The organism is Tranquillimonas alkanivorans, assembly GCF_900115595.1.
Lineage (GTDB): Bacteria > Pseudomonadota > Alphaproteobacteria > Rhodobacterales > Rhodobacteraceae > Tranquillimonas > Tranquillimonas alkanivorans.
On sequence record NZ_FOXA01000005.1, the window covers coordinates 218,747 to 240,537 of the forward strand.

A 21,791-nucleotide genomic window follows, 5' to 3' on the forward strand; every position below is an offset into this window, starting at 1 on the left:
CGCGGTGGCGGCGCCCGAAGGCCGGCTTACGCCAGCGCCAGGTTCGACGCGCTCTGGCGGCCGTCGCGGCCCGACTCGAGGTCGAAGGTGACCTTCTGGTCGTCCTGAAGGCCGGTGAGGCCGGCGCGCTCTACGGCCGAGATGTGGACGAAGACGTCCTTGCCGCCGTTATCGGGCGCGATGAAGCCGTAGCCTTTGGTGGTGTTGAACCATTTCACGGTGCCGGTGGCCATCGTGAATACTCCTGTCTGAGTGCTGCTCGCGAAATTGCAGCAGCCTGGCGTAGTCAGAGCTGATCGAGTGCGCTGCTGCCAGGTAGTCAGACAGGGGATCGATAGAGATAACGTCGCCCGACTCATATGCGCGCATCCGCCAACCATTGCAAGGATTCGTGCAAGCTTTCGCCGGTGACGCTGTCGTGACCCCTTCGTGCCGAACCTGGCGGGCCGGGGCACGTTGTCAGCCCGAGCCGGCGCCGACGCGCCCTCATCCAAGAATGCACGAAAGGAACCGATAGTGACCTTCCGCACCTACATCGCCACGCTTTCCACCACCGCCGCTCTCGCACTCGCCGCGCCGCTTTCCGCGCAGCAGGCGACGGATGACGGCATGAACATGAACGACGCCGACAGCGGGATGATGCAATCCTCCGACGGCGAGATGATGAACACGCAGGACGACATGTCCGGGATGCCCGAAGGCGAAGCGACCGCTGACGCGGGCGGTACGGACTTCTCCGACGAACAGCTCGACGCCTTCGTCGTAGCCGCCATCGAGGTGGCGGAGCTTCAGCAAAGCTACTCGGGCGACATCCAGCAGGCCGCCGACGAGAACGAGCGCCGCCAGCTCATCGAGGATGCGAACGAGGAAATGCGCCAAGCTATCGAGAACGCCGACGGCATCACGGTCGAGGAGTACATCGCGATCGGCGAAGCCTCGACCACGGACGAGGCGCTGAACGAGCGCATCACCGCGATGCTGCGCGAGCGGATGAGTGAGCAGATGCCGCAGGACGACGGTGAGGGCTGAGCGCCACTAGCCAAGCGACCGGAATCAGGAAGGCCGCGCGTGATCCGCGCGGCCTTTTCTTTGTCGGATCCTTCAGATGCCGAGGAACGGCTGGACCAGTCGCGGGATCAGCGCCCGGAAGCGCAGCGGCGCGTCCGTTGCGGCAAGGCAGATGCAGTCCTCTCCGGTCTCGGCCGTGGGTGTGTGGTGAAGTTCTTCACCGGCCACCTCCACGTCGCCACGTCCGAAATGGTCGGTTTCGTCGTGAAACGCCCCCTGAAGCACCAGCGTCAACTCGAGCCCCCGGTGCCCGTGGTCCGGCACCGCGGCACCCGCCGGGATGCGCAACAGGCGGGCGGTCGCGTCCTGCGAGGTCGGCAGAACGGCCTGCTTCACACCACCGCCCACGGGACGCCAGCGGATCGCGTCCACGTCGCCGCCGACGTATTCCCGCAGCGGCGCCGGCAGAACGCCCGGCGCGGGTCGGCTGATCGTCGGCCGGCCCGGCGCCTCGCCCTTGATGCGGGCGAGCGTCTGCTCGAAGCTGTCGGCGGCCAGACAGGCCGGCGCCGTGTCGTCCAGCACCGCGCCGCCTACCGCGTCATAGCTGGCAAGGCGTGCCCGACAGTCGTCGCACATCGAAATGTGCGCGGCGACCACGAGGTTGAACGCCTCGGGCAGGTTGCCTGACGAGTATCCCATAAGCAGGGACTCGGTCAGATGGTGCTTGATCGTGTCCATCGGTGTCGTCACCTCATCGCGTGGCGCAGGCGATCCAGCGCCAGGCGTATCCTCGATTTTATCGTTCCCAGCGGCAGGCCCGTTTCCTCCGCTATCTCGGTATGACTCAGATCGCCGAAGTAGGCTTTCTCGATCAGGTGCCGCTGCTTTTCCGGCAGATCGGCGAGCGCGCGGCCCAGCCGTGCGGTGTCCTGCTGGAGGGCGAGCACCTCTTCCTGGTCCGGCTCGGCCTCGGGCCCCCAGGGCAGATCCTCGGGCTCGGGCCGCTTCTGCTTGCGCAGCGCGTCGATCCTGCGGTTGCGCGCGACGGTGAAGATCCACGTCGCCACGCTCGCCCGCGAAGGGTCGAACAGGTGCGCCTTGTTCCACAGCGTCGCCATGACCTCCTGCGCACATTCCTCTGCCAATGTCTCGTTCGCGCCGGACTTCATCAGGAACGCCTTCACGCGCGGGCCGAAATGCTGGAACAACTCGGCGAACGCGGTCTCGTCCCGCTCCTGTTCGATGCGGCGCACATGCTCGATCCAGTCCGTCTGTCTCGTCTCGGCGACCATCTGCTTCCTGCTTGTCCCGCGCCGTTTCGCCGGCGCATTGAGCGCAGCGTAACGCGGCGGCGGTGCGGTCGCACCCGGTTTCTCCGTCAGGTAAGCATCGGTCAGCATGTCCTGTCTTACGCCGGCAGGACGAGAGCGGATCACCGGAACGGTCGGAAAATTCGTCGATCGGACATAAGGTTCCGCAGCGGCGCTTGATCCGCGACACGAAGCCGCGCGTAGTGGAGCGGCGCGAGAATGAGGGGACGCAGATGCCGCAGGGAACCGGGCGGGCCGGCCGCAGACGCATCGCCGTGGTGGGCGGCGGCATCTCTGGGCTGGCCGCCGCCTACATGCTGGCCGACCGGCATGACGTCGTGCTGTACGAGTCCGAACCGCGGCTGGGCGGACATGCGCGCACCGTGCTGGCGGGCCGGCGCGGCGACCAACCGGTGGACACCGGCTTTATCGTCTTTAACCGCGTGAACTATCCGCGCCTCGTCAACCTGTTCGAGGATCTGGAAGTGCCCGTGGCGGAAAGCGACATGAGCTTTGCCGCCTCGATCGACGGCGGCCGGCTCGAGTTCGGCCTGCGCGACCTGCGGGCGGTGTTCGCGCAGAAGCGCAACCTGTGCGACCCGCGGTTCTGGTCGATGCTGCGCGACGTGCTGCGCTTCAACGCCCGCGCGCTGGCGGCGGCGGACGGGCCGGACCTGACCATCGGCGACCTGCTCGACCGGCTGGGCACGGGGGCGTGGTTCCGCGACTACTACCTGCTGCCGCTCGCCGCCGCGATCTGGTCGACACCCGCCGAGCGCATCCTCGACTTCCCGGCGCAGGCGCTGGTCCGCTTCTTCGACAACCACGCACTGCTGCACCACACAGGCCAGCACCGTTGGTACACGGTGCGCGGCGGCTCGGCCGAATACGTCCGGCGGCTTCAGGCGGCGCTGGTCGCCAAGGGCGTCGCGCTGAGACTCGCCGCGCCGGTCGCTACCGTGGCACGCGAGCCGCGGAGCGTCCGGCTGCGGGTGCGGGGGGCGGAGGCGGAGAGCTTCGACCAGGTAGTGTTCGCCACCCATGCCGACGACACGCTCCGCCTTCTGTCCGACGTCACCGGCGTCGAGCGGGCTGCGCTCACGGCGGTGCGCTACCAGGGTAACCGGGCGGTGCTGCACGCCGACCCGTCGGTGATGCCGGTGCGGCGTGGTGCCTGGGCGTCGTGGAACTATGCCGCACCCGGTCGCGGCCCTGCCTCCGAGGTCGAGTTGACGTACTGGATGAACTCGCTTCAGCCGATCCCGCAGGACGATCCGCTTTTCGTTACGCTCAACCCACGCCGCCGCATTGATCCCGCGCTGATCTACGACGAGACGGAGTTCCGCCACCCGGTCTATGACCGCGAGGCGCTGGCGGCGCAGGACACCGTGCGCGCGATCAACGGGATGCACAGGACGTGGTTCTGCGGCGCATGGATGGGCAACGGCTTCCACGAAGACGGCGTCGCCGCTGCGGCCGAAACCGTCTCGGCGCTCGAGCGTGCGAGGCCGCAAACGCTGGCCGTCAGGTGAGCGCGGCGGTCGAGCATCTGGCCGGGGTCACGTTCCACGGCCGCAAAGGCGGCATCCGCAACGCCTTCCGCTACCGCGTCGACTACGTCTGCCTTGACCCCGAGGCGCAGGTGCGCGAGCTGCGCCTGTTCCGGCGCAACGCGCCCGGCCTGACCGCGTTGCACGACATCGATCACGGCGGTCCGCCCGGCCAGGGGCGCGGGGCGGTGTGGCTGCGCGAGGTGCTGGAAGAGCACGGGCTCGCGCACGTGACGGACGGACAGCTTTTGCTGATCGCGCAGCCCCGTATGTTGGGCCACGTGTTCAACCCCGTGAGCTTCTGGCTGGTCCACGACCGCGCGGGGGGCCTGCGCGTTGTGGTGGCCGAGGTGACGAACACGTTCGGCGACCGGCACGCGTATCTCTGCCACCGGTGCGACTTCGGGCCGATCACGCGGCACGACACGGTCGTGGCGAGGAAAATGTTTCACGTGTCTCCTTTCCAGCCGGTCGCGGGTGTCTACGGCTTCCGTTTCGACATCCGGCCGGAGCGAATCGCCATCCGGATCGACTATGGCACGGGGGAGGGCGGCTTGGTCGCCACTCTGTCGGGGCGCCGCAAGCCGCTGACGAACCACGCGGTCCTGTCGATGTGCCTGCGCCGCCCGTTCGGGTCCCGGCGGGTCCTGGCGCTGATCCACTGGCAGGCGTTGAAGCTGTGGTGGAAGGGCGCCCGCTATCGGACCCGGCCCGAGCCGCCCGCGCACCCCTTCACCCGGTCCAGCCCGACCGCCGCGCCTGAGCCGGTGCCGCATGCGGCCGGGCTGGACGCCGGTCCCCGCGTGCCCGAGGATGCCGCCTGAGAACAATCGGCGCGTCACGCGGGAGGCGGGTGTGAGGGACTGGCACGGGAAAAGGTACTGGATCGTCGGCGCGTCCGAGGGATTGGGCCGGGCCCTGGCATTGCAACTCAGCCGCGCCGGCGTCGAGCTGGTGCTGAGCGCACGGAACGAGGATCGCCTGGCCAAGCTGGCCGGGGCGCTGCCCGGTCGCGCCAGCGTCGTGCCGCTGGACGTCCGAAAGCCGGAGAGCGTCGCGACGGCGGCGGACCGGGTCGGGGAGATCGACGGCCTGGTCTACATGGCCGGAGTCTACTGGCCGCAGCGGGCGCGGGAGTGGGACGCGGAAAAGGTCGAGGCGATGTGCGACGTCAACTTCACCGGCGCCGCCCGCGTGCTGGGCCGCGTCGTGCCCGAGATGGCGCGCCGCGACTACGGGCATGTGGTTCTCGCCGGTTCGCTGGCAGGATACCGGGGGCTGCCGCGCTCGGTCGGGTACGGCTCGTCCAAGGCGGCGGTGATGCACCTGGCCGAGAGCCTGCACGCCGAGTTCCGGAATGGCGGCGTCGAGGTGCAACTGGTGAATCCCGGCTTCGTGCGCACGCGGCTGACGGACAAGAACGACTTCAACATGCCGTTCCTGATGGAGCCCGACGCCGCCGCGCGGGAGGTGTTCGAGCACATGACCGCCGGCGGCTTTCGCCGTGGCTTCCCGGCCGGCTTCGCCGCGATGTTCCGCGCGGCACAGTTCCTCCCGGACTGGGCTTATTACCGGCTGTTCTCCTGACGCTTCAGAGGTCCGTGATCGCCGCTTCGAACGCCGTGCGCGCCCGCCCCCACACGCCCGTGTCCAGCCGATGCAACGTGCGCAGGCTGGGCAGAAGTTGCGCCGCGTAATCCTCCGACGCCTGCGCGGGCAGCATCGAGGGCAGGTTGTCGATCGCCGTGACGTCGAGCGGCGGGTTTCCGTGGGCGCGGATGGCAGGTTTCTCCCAACTGGTCGTGCGGTCGTAGACCTTGATCGGAGAAAAGTCCGAGGTCGGATCGCACGCGATATCACCGATCACGCTCAGCCGGCGCGGCGCGGTGGCGGCCGCGGTCGGCACGAAGACCGGGCAGCCCGGCTGCGCCAGAATGCAATTGAGGAAGATGTCGTGCTCGAGGATCTGCGGAAACGGTCCGCCTTGTACTGTCTCGGCCATGTCCCACCTTGTCAGGGGCACGTCCATCGCCGCGCACAGGTCGCTCGCGCCCCGGCCGACGCGCCCGAGCGCGCCGATGACGATTGCCGTCGGACGTTCGTCCGGCAGCTCCGCCCGCAACTCCTCAAGCAGCTGATCGGGGCTGTCGTAGACACCGACCGGCCCGCACATCTCGGCCCGCGTCTGCGCCGCCCAGCACTTGAGCGCCACGGCCGCCCCGGCATAGCCTGCCCAGTAGCCGAAGGCGGCGACGCGGCGGCCATTCTCGTCCACCAGGTACTCGAGGTCATAGAGCGCGCCGCCCCCCGCGCGGAACCGCTTCAGCAGCTCGCGCCCCGCAGGTTGCCCCTTGAAGGCGTGCCCGAACATGATGTGCCTGTGGCGCAGGGGCGTACTGCCGTCGGGCAGCTCTTTCAGGCCGAAAACGATGGCGTCGGCGGGTGCGTCGGGCCAGCTTCCCTCGGGCGCGATCTCAACCCCCGCGTCGCGGTAGCCGTCAATCCCGATGGCACGGTGGGCGCTTCTCTCGACCGTGACGCGGACGCCTTGATCGACCAGCGCCTTCACGCCGTCGGGCGTGATCCCCACGCGCTGTTCGTTCGCGCGCTGTTCGGCGCGGACCCAGAGATGTGTCATCGGCGACTCCCTTTTTAACGTTTGGGTAGGCCAGTGTCCCAGCGGCGACAACGTGCAATGTCGCCCCGGCGCCGCACCCTGTCGCCCGGGGGCCGCTGGACCCCGACCGACCGTGCTTTATGCTGAGGGTCGAGCAGGGAGGCACGCCATGTCCGATACCATCCGTTTCACGCTGGACGACCGCGAGGTCGAGGCCCGCGCGGGCGAGACGATCTGGCAGGTCGCCAAGCGCGAGGGCACCCTGATCCCGCACCTCTGCCACAAGGACGCGCCGGGCTACCGCCCCGACGGCAATTGCCGCGCCTGCATGGTGGCCATCGAGGGCGAGCGCGTGCTTGCCGCCTCGTGCATCCGAGAGCCGAGCGAGGGAATGGTCGTCTCGTCCCAGGGTGCGCGCGAGACTCGGGCGCGCAAGGCGGTGTTGGAGATGCTGCTGGCCGACCAGCCCGAGCGCGACGCGGCGCATGACCGCTCGGCCCATATTTGGCAGATGGCCGAGATGCAGGGCGTGACCGAAAGCCGGTATCCAACGCTGGACTCCGACCGCATCCCGCTGCTCGACGACAGCCACGTGGCGATGCGCGTGAACCTCGACGCCTGCATCCAGTGCAACCTCTGCGTCCGCGCCTGCCGCGAGGTGCAGGTGAACGACGTGATCGGCATGGCCGACCGGGGGCACGACGCCTATCCTGTGTTCGACTTCGACGACCCGATGGGCGAATCGACCTGCGTGGCCTGCGGGGAATGCGTGCAGGCCTGCCCCACCGGCGCACTGATGGAGGCCAGCGTCGTGGACGAGGCGCAGGTCGGTGACAGCGCCGATTACGACAGCGAGGTCGACAGCGTTTGCCCCTTCTGCGGCGTCGGCTGCCAGGTTTCGCTGAAGGTGAAGGACGGCCGCATCAAGTACGTCGACGGCATCGACGGGCCGGCGAACGAGGGGCGGCTGTGCGTGAAGGGCCGCTTCGGCTTCGATTATATCCACCACCCGCATCGCGTCACCAAGCCCATGATCCGCCGCGACGACGCGCCGGCCAAGGGGCTCAACGTGGACCCGGCGAACCCTTGGACCCACTTCCGCGAAGCGACGTGGGACGAGGCGCTGGATGCCGCCGCGAGTGGCCTCGGTAGGCTGCGTGACCAGCATGGCGGCAAGGCCGTGGCGGGCTTCGGCAGCGCCAAGTGCACGAACGAGGAAGCGTACCTTTTCCAGAAGCTCATCCGGCAGGGCTTCGGTCACAACAACGTCGACCACTGCACGCGGCTCTGCCACGCCTCCTCGGTCGCCGCTCTGATGGAGAACGTCGGGAGCGGCGCCGTCACCGCGACCTTCAACCAGATCGAGAACGCCGACGTCGCCATCGTCATCGGCGCGAACCCGGTCGAGAACCACCCCGTCGCCGCCACCTATTTCAAGCAGTTCGCCAAGCGCGGTGGCAAATTGATCGTCATGGACCCGCGCGGCGTGGGCCTGCGGCGCTTCGCGACGCACATGCTCCAGTTCCGGCCCGGTGCCGACGTGGCGCTGCTGAACTCGATCATGCACGTGATCGTGGAAGAGGGTCTCTACGACCAGCAGTACATCGACGCCTATACCGAGAATTGGGAGGCCGAGAAGGCGCACCTGTCGGGCTTCGCGCCCGAGGAGATGGAAGCGCTCACCGGCATCCCGGCAACGACGGTGCGCGAGGTCGCCCGCGCCTTCGCCACCGCCAAGGCAGGGATGATCTTCTGGGGCATGGGGATCTCGCAGCATATCCATGGCACCGACAACTCGCGCTGCCTGATCTCGCTCGCGCTGATGTGCGGACACGTGGGGCGGCCGGGCACCGGGCTGCACCCGCTGCGGGGGCAGAACAACGTGCAGGGCGCGTCGGACGCAGGGCTGATCCCGATGTTCCTGCCGGATTACCAGCCGGTGACCGACGACGGCGTGCGCTCGGCGTTTTCCGAGATCTGGAACTCTGGCGACTTCTCGTCCCAGAAGGGGCTGACGGTCACCGAGATCATGGATGCTGTGCACGACGGGCAGATTCGCGGGATGTACATCCTGGGCGAGAACCCGGCGATGTCGGACCCGGACGTGGACCACGCCCGCGATGCGCTGGCGAAGCTCGAGCACCTCGTCGTGCAGGACATCTTCGTGACCGAGACGGCGAACTACGCCGACGTGATCCTGCCCGCCTCGGCCTTCGCCGAGAAGACGGGGACGGTGACCAACACCAACCGGCAGGTCCAGATGGGCCGCCCCGCCGTTTCCCCTCCGGGTGAGGCGCGCGAGGATTGGTGGATCACGGTGGAGCTGGCAAAGCGGCTGGGCCTGCCGTGGGACTACAAGCACCCGAGCGAGGTTTTCGCCGAGATGAAGCGCGGCATGCACTCCTTCGACAACATCACGTGGGAGCGGCTGGAGACGCAGAACGCCGTCACCTACCCGTCGCTGTCGCCCGAGGATCCGGGGCAGGCCATCGTCTTCGGCGACGGCTTCCCCCGCGCCGAGGGCCGCGCCCGGTTCGCCCCGGCCAGCGTCATCCCGCCTGACGAGACGCCGGATCCGGACTACCCGATGATCCTCACCACCGGGCGTCAGCTTGAGCACTGGCACACGGGGTCGATGACCCGCCGGTCGCGCGTTCTGGACGCGGTGGAGCCCGAGGCGAACTGCTCGCTCCACCCGCGCACGCTGCGCCGACTGGGCGTTACGCCTGGCGGCATGGTCCGGCTGAGCACCCGCCGGGGGTCGATCCGCCTCATGGCGCGTGCCGACCGGGCGGTGGCCGAGGACATGGTGTTCCTGCCTTTCGCCTACGTTGAGGCCGCGGCCAACATCCTGACCAACCCCGCGCTGGACCCCTACGGCAAGATCCCGGAATTCAAGTTCTCGGCCGTCCGGGTCGAGGCGGTGGAGGATATCGCGGCGGAGTAGTCGGACCCGGCGGCCGCCCGAGGTCGTTGCCCATGCGAGAGAGCAAGGAGGCAGACCCATGGCCGACAACACCTGGACCAAGAAGACGCTCGCCGACATCCTAGGCGAGGATCGCGGGATTCCGGACTACATGGCCGACCACGTGGCGAAGTTCACGCAGGAGGACCTGGACGAGCTTCTGCGCGACGAGCGGGAGGCGGCGCTGTCCGCCTTCGCCCGCGTCGCCCGGCAAAGCCGTGACGCGCGCGGCGCCGAGTTGGGCGAGGGCGGGGATCGCCCGGCTTATGTCGAGGCCGACATCGAGTGGGGGCTGAGAGCAGCGCGCGCCGCGCTGGAATCCGTGCCGGCGGCGAAACGGTCGGAGAAGGCGAACGACCTTCTGGCCGACTGCGCATGCCCCTCGGCGACCGGCCCGAACGTCTAACGGCGTTGTCAAAAGGAGCGCCTTCGGCGCACGCCCTTCGTTGCGCCGGGCTAAGCCCGGCGCGGTGCCTCCGGCGGGGATATTTCGGGACCAGAGATGGGTGCCGCGTGCGGGGAGGGAACCGCGCGGGCGACCTTGGGCGTTCTTCCTTGGACGAGCCGGAGGAGGACATGGCGCAGAAGGACGTGGCCGACGCGGTGATTGAGGCGCAGGGGCGGCTTTTCAACGTGGAGATGGGCGCGGACATCGCCCGCGACCAGCCGGCGCAGTGGTTTCACTGGCTTGTGGGCGCGATACTGATGTCGTCTCGTATCGGGCACGCGAATGCCGTGCGCGCAGCGGCGGCGCTCAAGCGCGAGAAGCTGCATACCGTTGAGGGCATCCTCGGCTCCGAGCGAAGCCGGCGGATCAAGGTGCTCAACGAGAACGGCTATGCCCGCTATGACACCCAGGGCGCCGATTACATCCACGCAGCCGCGGATCTGGCGAAGGAGCGGTATGACGGCGATCTGCGCCGTCTGCGGGAGGAGGCCGCCGACCCCCAGGCCATCGCCGACGCGTTGACCGGGTTCAAGGGCATCGGCAAGGTCGGGGCCGAGATCTTCTGCCGTGAGGCGCAAATGGTCTGGACCGAGCTTCATCCGCAGGCGGGCGGCCCGGCGCTGGACGCGGCTGCCGAGCTGGGACTGCCGAAGGACGCGAAGCGGCTTGCCGGCCTGGCCGGCTCGCCGGAGCGGATGGCGCGGCTTGTGGCGGCTCTGACGCGGGCTGCGCTGGACGGACCGGCGGAGGAGGTGCGTCGCGTGGCGGGCTAAGTCCTTGTGGCATTCGATAACGGGGGCGCGACATTGCTTTTCTTGGGGCAGGCCGGCCAGCTTGGCCGGAGTAAAAGTGGCATGTGCGGCGCGTGCGCCGCGACGAGGTGACAGATCGGAGGAAACATGGATTTTCGGAGATTGCTGGGCAGCGTTGGTCTGGCCGTGGCGCTGGGCCTTCCGGCGAGTGCCGCGGACATCGCGCTGATCGTGGGGAACGAGGAGTACGAGGGGCTGCCCGACCTCGACCGCGGCACGCTTCCGCTGACGGGTGCCGCGGCGCTCGAATCGGCGGGCGTCACCGTGCTGACGGGGCGCGACGCCACGGCAGAGCGCCTGCAAAGGCTTAGCGCGGAGTTCGTGCAGATGGCACCGGCGAGCGACGGCGTCGTGGTGGCCCTGTCCGGCCGGTTCCTTACTACCGGCCACGACACCTACTTCCTGCCTGTCGACGGCGGGGACGCGGGGTTGCTGGAGGTGCCGCGGGTCGCGCTGCCGCTGTCGGTGGTGATGGCTGTGCTCGACCGGGCCGAGGGACCGGCCCTGCTGGCGCTGGCGACCGAGGATGTACGCGGCGCAGCCGACGACCCCTACCTTTCGCCGGGCTTGGGGCCGATCGCGCCGCCGGAGGCTGTCACCGTCGTCACCGGCGATCCGCGCGCGGTGGCGCGGCTGCTCGAGAGGCTAGACGACGACGACATTTCGGTCGCGGGGTTGGTAGACCGGCGCGACGGCCTGACCGCCGTCGGCGAGCCTTCGACCCGCGCGCCTTTCCTGACGGCGGATGACGGGCGCAGCGCCGAGGCGACGCTGTGGGATGTGGCGCAGGATCTCGACACGGTGGACGCCTACGAGCTTTACCTCGACCGGTATCCGCGCGGGCGGTACGCCCAAGAGGCGCGCGCGGCCATCGACTTCATCGAGGGGGCGCCGGAGCGGCGGGCGCAGGAGACCGAGGAGGCGCTGAACCTTACCCGAGACGAGCGGCGCCAAATACAGCGCGATCTCGTGCTTCTGGGATACAACACGCGCGGGATCGACGGCATCTTCGGGCCGGGCACGCGCGGGGCGATCAGCGACTGGCAGGTGCGCAACGACTTCGAAGGGACATCCTATCTGACACGGCCCCAGCTTCAGGCGTTGGCGAGCCAGGCCGAGGTGCGGGCCGCCGAGCTCGAGCGCGAGGCCGAGGCGCGTCGACAGGAACAGGAGCGGCAGGATCGCGCCTTTTGGCAGGCCAGCGGCGCGGACGGCGGAGAGGCCGGGCTGCGGCGTTACCTCGATCGCTTTCCGGACGGGCTTTACGCCGAGCAGGCGCGGGCGCGGCTTGACACGATCGAGGAGCGCAAGCGCCAGGATGCTGCGGCGGCCGACAGGGCGGCCTGGCTCGACGCGCGCGAGGTCAACACGGCCGAGGCATACAGGTCGTATCTCACGCAGTTCCCGCAGGGAGCGTTCGTGAACGAGGCGGAAGCGCAGCTTGCCGTTCTGCGGGGCCGGCAGGCGAGAGCGGCCGAGGACGCGCAGGCGCGGGAGGCCGAGGGCCAGCTTGGGCTGAACATGTTCACCCGCCGTGCGGTGGAGCAACGGCTTCAGGCGCTGGGGCTTGAGCCCGGGCCCGTGGACGGAGAGTTCACCGACGACACCCGCCGGGCGGTGCGGCGGTACCAGGACCGCGCGGGGCTTCCGGTGTCCGGCTTCCTGAACGAACCGACGGTGGTGCGGCTTCTGGCCGACAGCATCCGGTCGATTCTCGACTGACTCGGACTCTTGGTGGCGGGGCGGGGAGCTGCCCCGTCGCGACTTACGTCCGCGCCGGGCAGCCGGTCAGGGACGCGAACAAAAGAAAAGGGCCGCCCGAAACGATCGGGCGGCCCTTTTTCGCTTTACTGAAGCGGTATCTCAGCCTTGGCGGGCCTTGAACTTGCGCTGCGTCTTGTTGATGACGTAGACGCGGCCCTTGCGCCGCACCACGCGGCAATCGCGGTGGCGGTTCTTCAGCGAGCGGAGCGAGTTGCGGACTTTCATGCGTCCTCTCCTCATGTCGCGGCGCTGATCGCGCCTTTGTGGTTGCCCCGTGACCGGAATATCCGGCCGGTTGATGGTGGGCGGTACTGGGATCGAACCAGTGACCCCTACGATGTCAACGTAGTGCTCTACCGCTGAGCTAACCGCCCTGTGAACCCGGTTGCCCGAGCCCGTTAACGAACAAGACGCGGAGCTTTCCGCGCCAGTCCGCGGTCCTATAAAAGGAGTCGGCGGGGGGTTCAAGGGCTTTTGGCGCTCTATTCTTTCAGCCTATAGTCCGCCCTGCAGGAGGAGCGCGCATGCCCAAGGCACCTTACCGTCTGTTCATGCCCGACGCGCGGACCACGAGCGTGATTTTCGCTTCGCCTCATTCGGGGCGCACGTACCCGGAATCGCTGATGCGGCAGACCGTTCTGGACGAGCGCGCGATTCGGTCGTCGGAGGATGCTTTCGTCGACATCCTGTTCGATTCTGCGCCCAGCGTCGGTGCGCCGCTTTTGGCGGCGACTGCGCCGCGTGCCTTCGTGGATCTAAACCGCGCGTCGGAAGAACTGGACCCGGCCTTGATCGACGGCGTTCGGCGCAACGCGCACAATCCGCGCGTGACCTCTGGGCTTGGCGTGGTGCCGCGCGTTGTGGCCAACGGGCGCGCGATCTATCGCGGCAAGATCACGCTCGACGAGGCGCGGGGTCGGATCCGGGATGTCTGGCGGCCCTACCACGCGGCGTTACAGGGTCTTCTGGACGAGGCGTTCCTTCAGTTCGGCGAGGCGATCCTGATCGACTGCCATTCGATGCCGCACGAGGCGATCGAAAGCATCGGCACTCCCGCCAGTCGGCGGCCCGACGTGGTGCTGGGCGACCGCTTCGGGGCGGCGGCCGGGCTTGAGGTGGTGGACCGGATCGAGGCCGCCTTCGTCGGGGCGGGCCTGACGGTCGTGCGAAACGCGCCCTTCGCGGGTGCCTATGTCACGCAGCACTACGGGCGGCCGGCACGGCGTCAGCACGCTGTGCAGATCGAGATCGACCGGGCGCTTTACATGGACGAGCGCGCGATTTCACCAAGCGCCGATTTCCCGGCCTTCAAGCGGCTGATGGACGAGATTGTGGTCGACTTGGTGTCGCTCGGCGCGGCCGACATGCCGCTGGCTGCGGAGTAAGCGCCGCCGCCCGAGGAGCGATGCGGGACCGAGGTGCGCCCGGCGCGTCCTGCGAACGCGTCACGTTACCTCAGTGCCCGGCCTTTCAGGATCGCGTCGTGCCCGAACCGGGCGCGGATGGCGTCGGCGGCACGTTCCGCCCCGGCGCGGCGGGCGGCGTCGGGGTCCAGAAGGTCGCCGGAGAGGTCGGCGGCCTCGGCCGGGCACAGCTCGGACAGGCCGACGCCCAGCAGGCGGAATGGCCCCCTGTCGCCGGCGTGAGCGAAGAGCGTGCGCGCCGTGCGGTAGATGCGGTCGGCCATCTGCGTGGGCTCGCGCAGTGCGTGGCGGCGGGTCAGCAGCGTGTGGTTCGCGCGCTTGAGCTTCAGCGTCACCACGCGCCCGGCGATGCCCTTGGCCTTTGCCCGGTCCGACACCTTCTCGGCCAGCCGCCAGACATGCCCGTCGAGGATGTCGGGATCGGCCGTGTCCTCGTGGAACGTGGTCTCGTTCGAGATGCCCTTCACCGGCGCGTGGGCCGAGACGCGGCGCTTGTCCTCGCCCCGCGCGAGGTGCCACAGGCGTTCGCCCATCGTGCCGAAGCGGTGCACCAGGTCGCGCTTCTCCCAACGCAGCAGGTCGTCGAAGGTGCGGATACCCGCGCGGTCCAGCGCCGCTTGGCTGGTGTGTCCCACGCCCCAGATCAGGCTCACGGGCTTGTCGCGCAGGAACTCTGCCGTCTCGGCCCGTCCGATGATCGAAAAGCCGCGCGGCTTGTCGAGGTCCGAGGCGACCTTGGCGAGGAACTTGTTGTGCGACAGGCCGATCGAGCCGGTGATCCCCAGTTCGTCCTGCATCCGGCGCACCAGCCGGGCCAGCATGACGGCGGGCGATGCGCCGTGCAGCCGGGCCGTGCCCGACAGGTCCATGAACGCCTCGTCGAGCGAAAGCGGCTCGACCACCGGCGTCAGCTCGTCCATCATCGCGCGGACCTGGCGGGAGACTTCGACGTAAACCTCCATTCGTCCCTTCACGACGACGGCCTCTGGGCACAGCCGCAGCGCCTGGAACATTGGCATGGCCGAGCGGACGCCCTTGATGCGGGCGATGTAGCAGGCGGTCGAGACGACGCCGCGCCGGCCGCCTCCGATGATGACCGGCTTGTCGCGCAGCTCGGGGTTGTCGCGCTTCTCGACCGAGGCGTAGAACGCGTCGCAGTCCATGTGCGCGACCGATAGATCGAAAAGCTCCGGATGCGACAGCACGCGCGGGCTGCGGCAGGCGGGGCAGCGCCGGCCGGCGTCGAAGGTGCTCAGGCAGTCTCGGCAGAGGGCGGGCATGGACGTGCTGGGGATTCCGGATCGGGCTTCATTGTAATCCGGGGGCGGTGCGGATGACAGAGACCTTCGACGGCGCGAAGCTCGCGATCTTGTGCGGCTCGTCTGTCGTGACGCTGCTGCGCGACGACATCCCCGGCATCGTCTACCCCGGCCATTGGGACCTGCCCGGCGGCGGGCGCGAGGGCGGCGAGGCGCCGCTGGCCTGCGCCCTTCGGGAGACGGAAGAGGAAGTTGGCCTGCGCGTGCCGGAATCGGCAGTCGTCTGGGGCCGGGCGTTCGACCGGCCTGAGGGACTGCGGCAATGGCTGTTCGTGGCCGAGATGCCGGACCTTGCCGTCTCGGAACTGCGTCTGGGCGACGAGGGGCAGCGGTGGGAGCTGATGCCGCTCGACCGCTTCCTCGGGATGCCGAACGCCGTGCCGCACCTGAAGGCGCGGCTCGCCGTTTACCTTGACGAGGTCGGGCGCGCTCAGGCGCCGCGCAGTTCGTTCTGAATGGCTTGTGCGGCCGCGTGCGGATCGTCCGCCTGCCAGACGGGTCGGCCGACCACGATGTGGTCCGCGCCGTCGGCAATGGCGCGGGCGGGCGTAGCCACGCGCTTCTGATCGCCGAGGGACGCACCGGCGGGGCGGACGCCGGGGGTGACGATCAATTTGCCCTCGGCCTCGGGCAGGGCGCGGATCGCGGCGGCTTCCTGCGGAGAGGCGATGACGCCGTGCGCCCCGGCCTCGAACGCCGCGGCGGCGCGGTCGAGCACGAGATCGGCGACCTTGCCCTCGCGGATCAGGCAGGCGTCGAGGTCGTCGCGGTCGAGCGAGGTCAGGATGGTCACCGCCAGGATCTTCGTCTGCGATCCGCCCGCGCCCTCGCGCGCGGCGCGCACGACGTGGGGGTCGCCGTGCACGGTCAGGAAGTCGAGGTCGAACTGCGCCAGCCCACGCACCGCCGCCTCGACCGTCGCACCGATGTCGAACAGTTTCATGTCCAGGAAGATGCGCTTGCCGTGCTCGGTCTTGAGTTCGTTGGCCAGCGCCAGGCCGCCGCCGGTCAGCATCCCCAGCCCGATCTTGTAGAAGCTTGCCGCGTCTCCGATCTGGCGCGTCAGTTCCAGGCCGGTCAGCGCATCGGCCACATCGAGGGCCACGATCAGGCGGTCATCGGTCATCTTCGGTCTCCCCGGCTCAGTCCGCACGTCCCTGCCGCATCCTGACGCGGCGGGCAAGCGCCTTGGAACCTGCGCCTTGGCGCCTTGTTGGCCAGATGAACCTAAAAAGGAGTTGGACGATGGCTGGATTCGATCCTTCGGACAAGCGCAAGAAGGGTAAGACGCCGCTGGGGCCGTTCCTGATCGCGCTCGTGCTCGTCGTCGGTGCCATCGCGATCTATTTCGTCGTGATCGGCGAGACGCCGGAAAGCGAACCCGAAACCACGGGCGAAATCGTGCAGGATCGGCCCACCGGGGCCGGAACCGTGCCCGAAGAGCCCGCGGACCCGCTGATCGGTGGTGCGACCGACGAACTGGACGACGTGGAGCCCGCCGCGCCGGGCGAAGACCAGATTCCGGCGCAGGAGGTCATCGAGGACGTGCCAGCCGAGGAGGAAGAGACGTTCATCGAGGAGACCGAGGAGGTCATTCCGTCAGCTGACGATCCCGCCATCGAGGGCGCCGAGGAGGAATTCCTGCTCGAGGAGGATGACGGCCCGACCCTCGACGAAGAGGGCGGAGGTACGCCCGAGACGAACGAGCTGGTCGTCGATCCGAACGACGGCGCGCCGATCGACCCGGACGGTGGTGCCGACCCGTTCGTGCCTACGGACTCCGGCCCGGAAGGCCGCGATGAGGCTCCGCTGACGCCCGAGTGATTTCACGACGAACCTTCGCAGGAACGGGCGGCCTTCGGGTCGCCTGTTCGCGTTTCGGGGGCGCCCACCCGCTCGCGCGCGTGCGCGGGCGACAAATACAGAAAACGCCCGCCGGCGTTTCCGTCGGCAGGCGTCGTTTTGTGCAGGGCGGGCTTGGACCCGCCGGTTCAGTGAGTGATGCGCGCCTCAGGCAGCGAGGCGCAGGGTGCGGCCCTGAGGGAGCCGGCGGGCCAGGCGCGCCGCGTCCCGAAGGATGCGGACGCGCAAGGATTCAGAGCCGCGAGCGGGCACGTTCGTGCGCAGCCGTATGGCATGCGGCGGCTGGCCCGAGCGCGTCTTGGCCAGCAGCGCGACTTCCGCTTCGACGCGGCCGAAGTCCCGGTCGCGGCGGGCGTGGGTGATTTCGCTGTCGAGGATGAACATGCCTGCCTCCTTAAATGCTTGGCACGTCAACAGCCGCTGTTGTGGATAAGTTTCATCACGATCTTCCCGCTCTCGGAAGCTTGAACGCCGACGCGGCGCTTACCATCTGGAGTCGCGAAGGCCCGACCCTGGGACGCTGCCGAGCAGGTCCCGCACATCCGGGCGCTTGTAAAAGGAGAAGACGATGAACTTGGAGAAGTTCACCGAGCGGTCGCGCGGGTTTATTCAGGCCGCGCAGACCATCGCACTGCGCGAGAGCCACCAAAGGCTCGCTCCCGAACACATCCTCAAGGCGCTGATGGACGACGAGCAGGGGCTCGCGTCTAACCTCATCAAGCGCGCGGGCGGATCGCCCGAGCGAGTGGTCGAGGCAGTGGACGTGTCGCTCGCGAAGATGCCGAAGGTCTCGGGCGATGCCGGGCAGGTTTACCTGGACGGGCAGACCGCGAAGGTTCTGGACGAGGCCGAGAAGCTGGCAAAGAAGGCCGGCGACAGCTTCGTTCCGGTCGAGCGCATCCTGACGGCGCTCGCCATGGTTCGGTCGAAGGCCAAGGATGCGCTGGACGCGGGCGCGGTCAACGCCCAGGCGCTGAACGCCGCCATCAACGATCTGCGCAAGGGTCGGACAGCCGACACGGCCAGCGCCGAGGAAGGGTATGATGCGCTGAAGAAGTACGCGCGTGACCTGACCGAGGCCGCCGAGCAGGGCAAGATCGACCCGATCATCGGCCGCGACGACGAGATCCGCCGCACCATGCAGGTGCTCAGCCGCCGGACGAAGAACAACCCGGTGCTGATCGGCGAACCCGGCGTCGGCAAGACGGCCATCGCCGAGGGCCTCGCCTTGCGCATCGTCAACGGCGACGTGCCCGAGAGCCTGCGCAACAAGAAGCTCATGGCGCTCGACATGGGCGCGCTGATCGCGGGCGCGAAGTATCGCGGCGAATTCGAAGAGCGTCTGAAGGCCGTCCTCAACGAGATCACCGCCGCGGCGGGCGAGATCATCCTGTTCATCGACGAGATGCACACGCTCGTGGGCGCGGGCAAGACGGACGGCGCGATGGACGCAGCCAACCTGATCAAGCCGGCCCTGGCGCGGGGTGAGCTGCACTGCGTGGGCGCGACCACGCTCGATGAGTACCGCAAGTACGTCGAGAAGGACGCGGCCTTGGCGCGGAGGTTCCAGCCGCTCGTGGTCGACGAGCCGACGGTCGAAGACACGGTCTCGATCCTGCGCGGCCTGAAAGAGAAGTACGAACTGCACCACGGCGTTCGGATCTCGGACTCGGCGCTGGTGTCGGCCGCGACGCTCTCGCATCGCTACATCACCGACCGCTTCCTGCCGGACAAGGCAATCGACCTGGTGGACGAGGCGGCGAGCCGCCTGCGCATGGAGGTCGACTCGAAGCCCGAGGCGCTGGACGCGCTCGACCGCGACATCCTGCAAAAGCAGATCGAGGCCGAGGCGCTGCGCAAGGAAGAGGACCAGGCGTCGAAGGACCGGCTCGAGAAGCTTGAAAAAGAGCTGTCGGACCTGCAGGAGCAGTCGGCCGAGATGACCGCCAAGTGGCAGGCCGAGCGCGACAAGCTGAACTCGGCCCGCGAGCTGAAGGAGCAGCTGGACCGCGCCCGCGCGGACCTCGAGATCGCCAAGCGCGAGGGCAACCTCGCGAAGGCCGGGGAGCTGTCCTATGGCATCATCCCGCAGCTCGAGAAGCAGCTGGGCGAGGCCGAGGCGCGCGAGGACGACGGCGTGATGGTCGAGGAGGCCGTGCGCCCCGAGCAGATCGCGAGCGTGGTCGAGCGGTGGACCGGCATCCCGATGTCCAAGATGCTCGAGGGTGAGCGCGAGAAGCTCTTGCGCATGGAAGAGGGCCTGCACAAGCGGGTCGTCGGGCAGAATACGGCCGTCACCGCCGTGGCCAACGCCGTGCGCCGGGCGCGTGCGGGGCTCAACGACGAGAACCGTCCGCTGGGCTCGTTCCTGTTCCTCGGCCCCACCGGCGTCGGCAAGACAGAACTGACCAAGGCGCTGGCCGAGTTCCTGTTCGACGACGACAGCGCAATGGTGCGCATCGACATGAGCGAGTTCATGGAGAAGCACTCCGTCGCCCGCCTGATCGGTGCGCCTCCGGGCTATGTCGGCTATGACGAAGGCGGCGTGCTGACCGAGGCCGTGCGCCGGCGGCCCTACCAGGTCGTGCTGTTCGACGAGGTCGAGAAGGCGCACCCGGACGTGTTCAACGTCCTGCTGCAGGTGCTCGACGACGGGATGCTGACCGACGGTCAGGGTCACCATGTCGACTTCAAGCAGACGCTGATCGTGCTGACCTCGAACCTCGGGTCGCAGGCGCTGTCGCAATTGCCCGAGGGGGCGGATGCCTCGCAGGCCAAGCGTGACGTGATGGACGCCGTGCGGGCGCATTTCCGGCCCGAGTTCCTGAACCGGCTGGACGAGACGATAATCTTCGACCGCCTCCACCGCGAGGACATGGCGGGGATCGTCGATATCCAGCTCGCCCGCCTGCAAAAGCGGCTGGCCGGGCGCAAGATCACGCTCGAACTCGCCGATGCGGCGAAGAAGTGGCTGGCCGACGAGGGCTACGACCCGGTCTTCGGCGCCCGCCCGCTCAAGCGCGTGATTCAGCGCGCGCTGCAGGACGAGCTGGCCGAGATGCTGTTGGCCGGCGATGTCGGCGACGGCGACACGGTGCAGGTGAAGGCCGGGGCCGACGGGCTGATCGTTGGCGACCACGTGGCGCCGTCGAACCGGCGCCCGCCACAAGATGCGGTGCTGCACTGAGCCAGCCCCGTACAGGAAGGGCCCCGCCGATCGGCGGGGCCCCTTTTTATTTCTAATAAGGATCGGAGGGCCGAGCAGCCCGCCGAATGCGTTTTACATCGACTCCCCGGGCATCAGCACCGAGTCGATCACGTGGATGACGCCGTTCGACGCCTCGATGTCGGCGGTGGTGACGGTCGCGCCGTTCACCATCACGGTGTCGCCGTCGATGCTGATCTCGATCGGCTCGCCGTTGACGGTCTCGGCCGTCATGCCGTCGCTCAGGTCGCCAGACATCACGCTGCCCGGCACCACGTGGTAGGTCAGGATCGACGTCAGCTGGTCCGTATCTTCAAGCAGACCCTCGACGGTCCCCTCCGGCAGCGCCTCGAAGGCGGCGTCCGTCGGCGCGAAGACAGTGAACGGGCCTTCACCCTTCAGTGTCTCGACCAGCCCGGCCGCTTCCAGGGCCGTGGCGAGCGTCGTGAAGTTGCCTGCCTCCACGGCGGTGTCGACGATGTCCATGCCGTCCATGCTGTGCTCGGCGGCCAGCACCGGTGTAGCCATGGCGGTCGCGGCGGTGAGTGCGATGAACGTTCTGCGGATCATGTGTGTCTCCCTTTTGAAGAATGCCGTTGATCGACATCGCAGTGTGCTACGGCGGGAGAGGCGTGGCGGATGACCGGGATCCGGCGCCGAGGCCGCAAAGATTTCCTTGACGTAAACAGCCGAAGGCCTAAGCCGCGTCGACTTTGCCTTTCCAGTCACGGCTGCGTTGGAGCGTGTGATCGCGCGTGAGCGAGGGTGGAGCCTCGGGCTGGTTCGAGCCGCCTGATTCCGGGGGGCATCGCGGCTCCGGCGCAGTTCGTGCCCAGTGCCGGCTCAGGCCTCGGGAAGAAGCTTGCGACCTTCCCCTGTGGCCAGCTTCCGAAAATTTCCAGAGGAGGGCACTCAACGGTCACGATCTGTCGTTTCGCAAAAAGTTGGTGTTTTTCGCCAGAAAGCGCTTGCGGGGTGTGGGTGTGATCCGTAAATAGCCCCTCACCGGCGGCGCTGAGGCGCTGGCGGGCGTCAGACGGGGCGGCGACGCGGGAGCGGGCTGCAGACGAGGCGGATTTTCGGGAGATGGGGCAGGCGGGCGCGCCGGACGAGTTAGGGCGCAGTCGGTCGGTTTTGTCTCTCGTGCTCTTTGACATCGCTGGTGACTGAAGAGATATGCGGGCGGTTTGGTCCAGATCGATGGATCGACGCTCTGTATATCGGCTTCCTAGGCTTCGGCCGATGATGGAAGTGTCAGCTTCACTGTCTTGAGTGAGGTTTCGGTTCTCTTCGGAGGAACGGAGCACAGTCAGACAGAGACTATCCCGGTCCTAGCCGGCCGGGATGATGTGCAGAGGTTCGACTGTCAAGGATACGCTCGCAAGGGCGTTTCAACTTGAGAGTTTGATCCTGGCTCAGAACGAACGCTGGCGGCAGGCCTAACACATGCAAGTCGAGCGAAGCCTTCGGGCTTAGCGGCGGACGGGTGAGTAACGCGTGGGA

The 21,791-nt window shown here is 68.1% G+C and carries 21 protein-coding genes, 1 tRNA gene and 1 rRNA gene; 13 read left to right on the plus strand and 10 right to left on the minus strand.

Annotated elements, in window-relative coordinates:
- Positions 1-26: 26 nt before the first annotated feature.
- Positions 27-233 carry a cold-shock protein gene (locus tag BM162_RS08825; RefSeq protein ID WP_093420549.1) on the minus strand — a complete coding sequence of 69 codons (207 nt, stop codon included), beginning with the start codon at positions 231-233 and terminating at the stop codon, positions 27-29.
- Positions 234-516: 283 nt separating this feature from the next.
- Here BM162_RS08825 and BM162_RS08830 point away from each other — a divergent pair, with 283 nt between their 5' ends.
- A complete protein-coding gene (locus BM162_RS08830) occupies positions 517-1,029 on the plus strand; it encodes a DUF4168 domain-containing protein (protein WP_093420551.1) in 513 nt (170 codons plus the stop codon).
- A gap of 72 nt (positions 1,030-1,101) precedes the next feature.
- Here the strand turns inward: BM162_RS08830 and BM162_RS08835 are convergent, their stop codons facing one another.
- Together BM162_RS08835 and BM162_RS08840 are read right to left on the minus strand one after the other, a co-directional pair.
- Positions 1,102-1,749 (minus strand): ChrR family anti-sigma-E factor, encoded by a 648-nt coding sequence (locus BM162_RS08835; RefSeq protein ID WP_093420553.1) that lies wholly within the window; start codon positions 1,747-1,749, stop codon positions 1,102-1,104.
- 8 nt (positions 1,750-1,757) lie between these two features.
- Positions 1,758-2,303: a sigma-70 family RNA polymerase sigma factor gene (locus BM162_RS08840; RefSeq protein ID WP_218153081.1), complete on the minus strand. Its 546-nt coding sequence runs from the start codon at positions 2,301-2,303 to the stop codon at positions 1,758-1,760.
- A 251-nt stretch (positions 2,304-2,554) separates the two neighbouring features.
- On the opposite strand from BM162_RS08840, the gene BM162_RS08845 reads away from it, so the two are divergent.
- From BM162_RS08845 to BM162_RS08855, 3 genes are read left to right on the plus strand one after another with little or no spacing between them, the layout of a single operon-like run.
- The gene (locus BM162_RS08845) at positions 2,555-3,853 is read left to right on the plus strand and encodes an NAD(P)/FAD-dependent oxidoreductase (RefSeq protein ID WP_093420558.1); all 1,299 of its coding nucleotides are present in this window, start codon (positions 2,555-2,557) and stop codon (positions 3,851-3,853) included.
- A complete protein-coding gene (locus BM162_RS08850) occupies positions 3,850-4,695 on the plus strand; it encodes a DUF1365 domain-containing protein (RefSeq protein WP_093420560.1) in 846 nt (281 codons plus the stop codon). Before BM162_RS08845 ends, BM162_RS08850 begins: the two co-directional genes overlap by 4 nt.
- Before the next feature lie 31 nt (positions 4,696-4,726).
- Complete coding sequence (locus BM162_RS08855; protein WP_093420644.1) at positions 4,727-5,458, plus strand: SDR family NAD(P)-dependent oxidoreductase; 732 nt, start codon at positions 4,727-4,729, stop codon at positions 5,456-5,458.
- Between the two features lie 4 nt (positions 5,459-5,462).
- On the opposite strand, the gene BM162_RS08860 is transcribed toward BM162_RS08855, so the two are convergent.
- Entirely contained in the window at positions 5,463-6,509 is a 1,047-nt protein-coding gene (locus BM162_RS08860; RefSeq protein ID WP_093420562.1) for a saccharopine dehydrogenase, read from the minus strand.
- Between the two features lie 148 nt (positions 6,510-6,657).
- On the opposite strand from BM162_RS08860, the gene fdhF reads away from it, so the two are divergent.
- The 4 genes from fdhF (at position 6,658) to BM162_RS08880 (ending at position 12,435) form a co-directional block, all read left to right on the plus strand.
- Positions 6,658-9,435, plus strand: coding sequence for a formate dehydrogenase subunit alpha (fdhF, locus tag BM162_RS08865; RefSeq protein WP_093420565.1), 2,778 nt, complete (start codon positions 6,658-6,660; stop codon positions 9,433-9,435).
- Between the two features lie 58 nt (positions 9,436-9,493).
- Complete coding sequence (locus BM162_RS08870; RefSeq protein ID WP_093420568.1) at positions 9,494-9,859, plus strand: hypothetical protein; 366 nt, start codon at positions 9,494-9,496, stop codon at positions 9,857-9,859.
- Positions 9,860-10,029: 170 nt separating this feature from the next.
- On the plus strand, positions 10,030-10,674 hold the full coding sequence (locus BM162_RS08875) for a hypothetical protein (protein ID WP_093420571.1): 645 nt from the start codon (positions 10,030-10,032) through the stop codon (positions 10,672-10,674).
- Between the two features lie 126 nt (positions 10,675-10,800).
- The gene (locus BM162_RS08880; protein WP_143096124.1) at positions 10,801-12,435 is read left to right on the plus strand and encodes a peptidoglycan-binding domain-containing protein; all 1,635 of its coding nucleotides are present in this window, start codon (positions 10,801-10,803) and stop codon (positions 12,433-12,435) included.
- A 141-nt stretch (positions 12,436-12,576) separates the two neighbouring features.
- Here the strand turns inward: BM162_RS08880 and ykgO are convergent, their stop codons facing one another.
- Together ykgO and BM162_RS08890 are read right to left on the minus strand one after the other, a co-directional pair.
- On the minus strand, positions 12,577-12,702 hold the full coding sequence (gene ykgO / locus BM162_RS08885) for a type B 50S ribosomal protein L36 (RefSeq protein ID WP_068338904.1): 126 nt from the start codon (positions 12,700-12,702) through the stop codon (positions 12,577-12,579).
- A gap of 74 nt (positions 12,703-12,776) precedes the next feature.
- A tRNA-Val gene (locus BM162_RS08890) sits at positions 12,777-12,851 on the minus strand.
- A 150-nt stretch (positions 12,852-13,001) separates the two neighbouring features.
- Here BM162_RS08890 and BM162_RS08895 point away from each other — a divergent pair.
- Positions 13,002-13,862, plus strand: coding sequence for an N-formylglutamate amidohydrolase (locus BM162_RS08895; RefSeq protein WP_093420576.1), 861 nt, complete (start codon positions 13,002-13,004; stop codon positions 13,860-13,862).
- A 65-nt stretch (positions 13,863-13,927) separates the two neighbouring features.
- Here the strand turns inward: BM162_RS08895 and BM162_RS08900 are convergent, their stop codons facing one another.
- The gene (locus BM162_RS08900; RefSeq protein ID WP_093420579.1) at positions 13,928-15,181 is read right to left on the minus strand and encodes a DNA polymerase IV; all 1,254 of its coding nucleotides are present in this window, start codon (positions 15,179-15,181) and stop codon (positions 13,928-13,930) included.
- Between the two features lie 53 nt (positions 15,182-15,234).
- Here BM162_RS08900 and BM162_RS08905 point away from each other — a divergent pair, with 53 nt between their 5' ends.
- Positions 15,235-15,675 (plus strand): NUDIX hydrolase, encoded by a 441-nt coding sequence (locus tag BM162_RS08905; protein WP_093420583.1) that lies wholly within the window; start codon positions 15,235-15,237, stop codon positions 15,673-15,675.
- On the opposite strand, the gene pyrF is transcribed toward BM162_RS08905, so the two are convergent.
- Complete coding sequence (gene pyrF / locus BM162_RS08910; protein WP_093420585.1) at positions 15,651-16,346, minus strand: orotidine-5'-phosphate decarboxylase; 696 nt, start codon at positions 16,344-16,346, stop codon at positions 15,651-15,653. The two genes, BM162_RS08905 and pyrF, sit on opposite strands and share 25 nt — an antisense overlap.
- Before the next feature lie 119 nt (positions 16,347-16,465).
- On the opposite strand from pyrF, the gene BM162_RS08915 reads away from it, so the two are divergent.
- Positions 16,466-17,044, plus strand: coding sequence for a hypothetical protein (locus BM162_RS08915; protein ID WP_093420588.1), 579 nt, complete (start codon positions 16,466-16,468; stop codon positions 17,042-17,044).
- A gap of 186 nt (positions 17,045-17,230) precedes the next feature.
- On the opposite strand, the gene BM162_RS08920 is transcribed toward BM162_RS08915, so the two are convergent.
- Complete coding sequence (locus BM162_RS08920; RefSeq protein ID WP_093420591.1) at positions 17,231-17,467, minus strand: hypothetical protein; 237 nt, start codon at positions 17,465-17,467, stop codon at positions 17,231-17,233.
- Positions 17,468-17,651: 184 nt separating this feature from the next.
- Between BM162_RS08920 and clpB the strand changes: the two genes are divergently transcribed.
- Positions 17,652-20,270 carry an ATP-dependent chaperone ClpB gene (gene clpB, locus BM162_RS08925; RefSeq protein WP_093420593.1) on the plus strand — a complete coding sequence of 873 codons (2,619 nt, stop codon included), beginning with the start codon at positions 17,652-17,654 and terminating at the stop codon, positions 20,268-20,270.
- A 93-nt stretch (positions 20,271-20,363) separates the two neighbouring features.
- On the opposite strand, the gene BM162_RS08930 is transcribed toward clpB, so the two are convergent.
- Complete coding sequence (locus BM162_RS08930; RefSeq protein WP_093420596.1) at positions 20,364-20,858, minus strand: fasciclin domain-containing protein; 495 nt, start codon at positions 20,856-20,858, stop codon at positions 20,364-20,366.
- An 822-nt stretch (positions 20,859-21,680) separates the two neighbouring features.
- Here BM162_RS08930 and BM162_RS08935 point away from each other — a divergent pair.
- Positions 21,681-21,791: ribosomal RNA gene (locus BM162_RS08935) — 16S ribosomal RNA — on the plus strand; the annotation flags it as partial.

What these genes read in the sequence shown, in the direction of transcription:
- BM162_RS08875 (WP_093420571.1), top strand. Translation starts at nt 10,030, where the DNA reads ATGGCGCAGAAGGACGTGGCCGACGCGGTGATTGAGGCGCAGGGGCGG.
- BM162_RS08905 (WP_093420583.1), top strand. Translation starts at nt 15,235, where the DNA reads ATGACAGAGACCTTCGACGGCGCGAAGCTCGCGATCTTGTGCGGCTCG.
- BM162_RS08825 (WP_093420549.1), bottom strand. Translation starts at nt 233, where the DNA reads ATGGCCACCGGCACCGTGAAATGGTTCAACACCACCAAAGGCTACGGC.
- BM162_RS08840 (WP_218153081.1), bottom strand. Translation starts at nt 2,303, where the DNA reads ATGGTCGCCGAGACGAGACAGACGGACTGGATCGAGCATGTGCGCCGC.
- BM162_RS08915 (WP_093420588.1), top strand. Translation starts at nt 16,466, where the DNA reads ATGGCTGGATTCGATCCTTCGGACAAGCGCAAGAAGGGTAAGACGCCG.
- BM162_RS08835 (WP_093420553.1), bottom strand. Translation starts at nt 1,749, where the DNA reads ATGGACACGATCAAGCACCATCTGACCGAGTCCCTGCTTATGGGATAC.
- BM162_RS08860 (WP_093420562.1), bottom strand. Translation starts at nt 6,509, where the DNA reads ATGACACATCTCTGGGTCCGCGCCGAACAGCGCGCGAACGAACAGCGC.
- BM162_RS08845 (WP_093420558.1), top strand. Translation starts at nt 2,555, where the DNA reads ATGCCGCAGGGAACCGGGCGGGCCGGCCGCAGACGCATCGCCGTGGTG.
- clpB (WP_093420593.1), top strand. Translation starts at nt 17,652, where the DNA reads ATGAACTTGGAGAAGTTCACCGAGCGGTCGCGCGGGTTTATTCAGGCC.
- BM162_RS08920 (WP_093420591.1), bottom strand. Translation starts at nt 17,467, where the DNA reads ATGTTCATCCTCGACAGCGAAATCACCCACGCCCGCCGCGACCGGGAC.
- BM162_RS08900 (WP_093420579.1), bottom strand. Translation starts at nt 15,181, where the DNA reads ATGCCCGCCCTCTGCCGAGACTGCCTGAGCACCTTCGACGCCGGCCGG.
- BM162_RS08870 (WP_093420568.1), top strand. Translation starts at nt 9,494, where the DNA reads ATGGCCGACAACACCTGGACCAAGAAGACGCTCGCCGACATCCTAGGC.
- pyrF (WP_093420585.1), bottom strand. Translation starts at nt 16,346, where the DNA reads ATGACCGATGACCGCCTGATCGTGGCCCTCGATGTGGCCGATGCGCTG.
- BM162_RS08930 (WP_093420596.1), bottom strand. Translation starts at nt 20,858, where the DNA reads ATGATCCGCAGAACGTTCATCGCACTCACCGCCGCGACCGCCATGGCT.
- fdhF (WP_093420565.1), top strand. Translation starts at nt 6,658, where the DNA reads ATGTCCGATACCATCCGTTTCACGCTGGACGACCGCGAGGTCGAGGCC.
- BM162_RS08880 (WP_143096124.1), top strand. Translation starts at nt 10,801, where the DNA reads ATGGATTTTCGGAGATTGCTGGGCAGCGTTGGTCTGGCCGTGGCGCTG.
- BM162_RS08895 (WP_093420576.1), top strand. Translation starts at nt 13,002, where the DNA reads ATGCCCAAGGCACCTTACCGTCTGTTCATGCCCGACGCGCGGACCACG.
- ykgO (WP_068338904.1), bottom strand. Translation starts at nt 12,702, where the DNA reads ATGAAAGTCCGCAACTCGCTCCGCTCGCTGAAGAACCGCCACCGCGAT.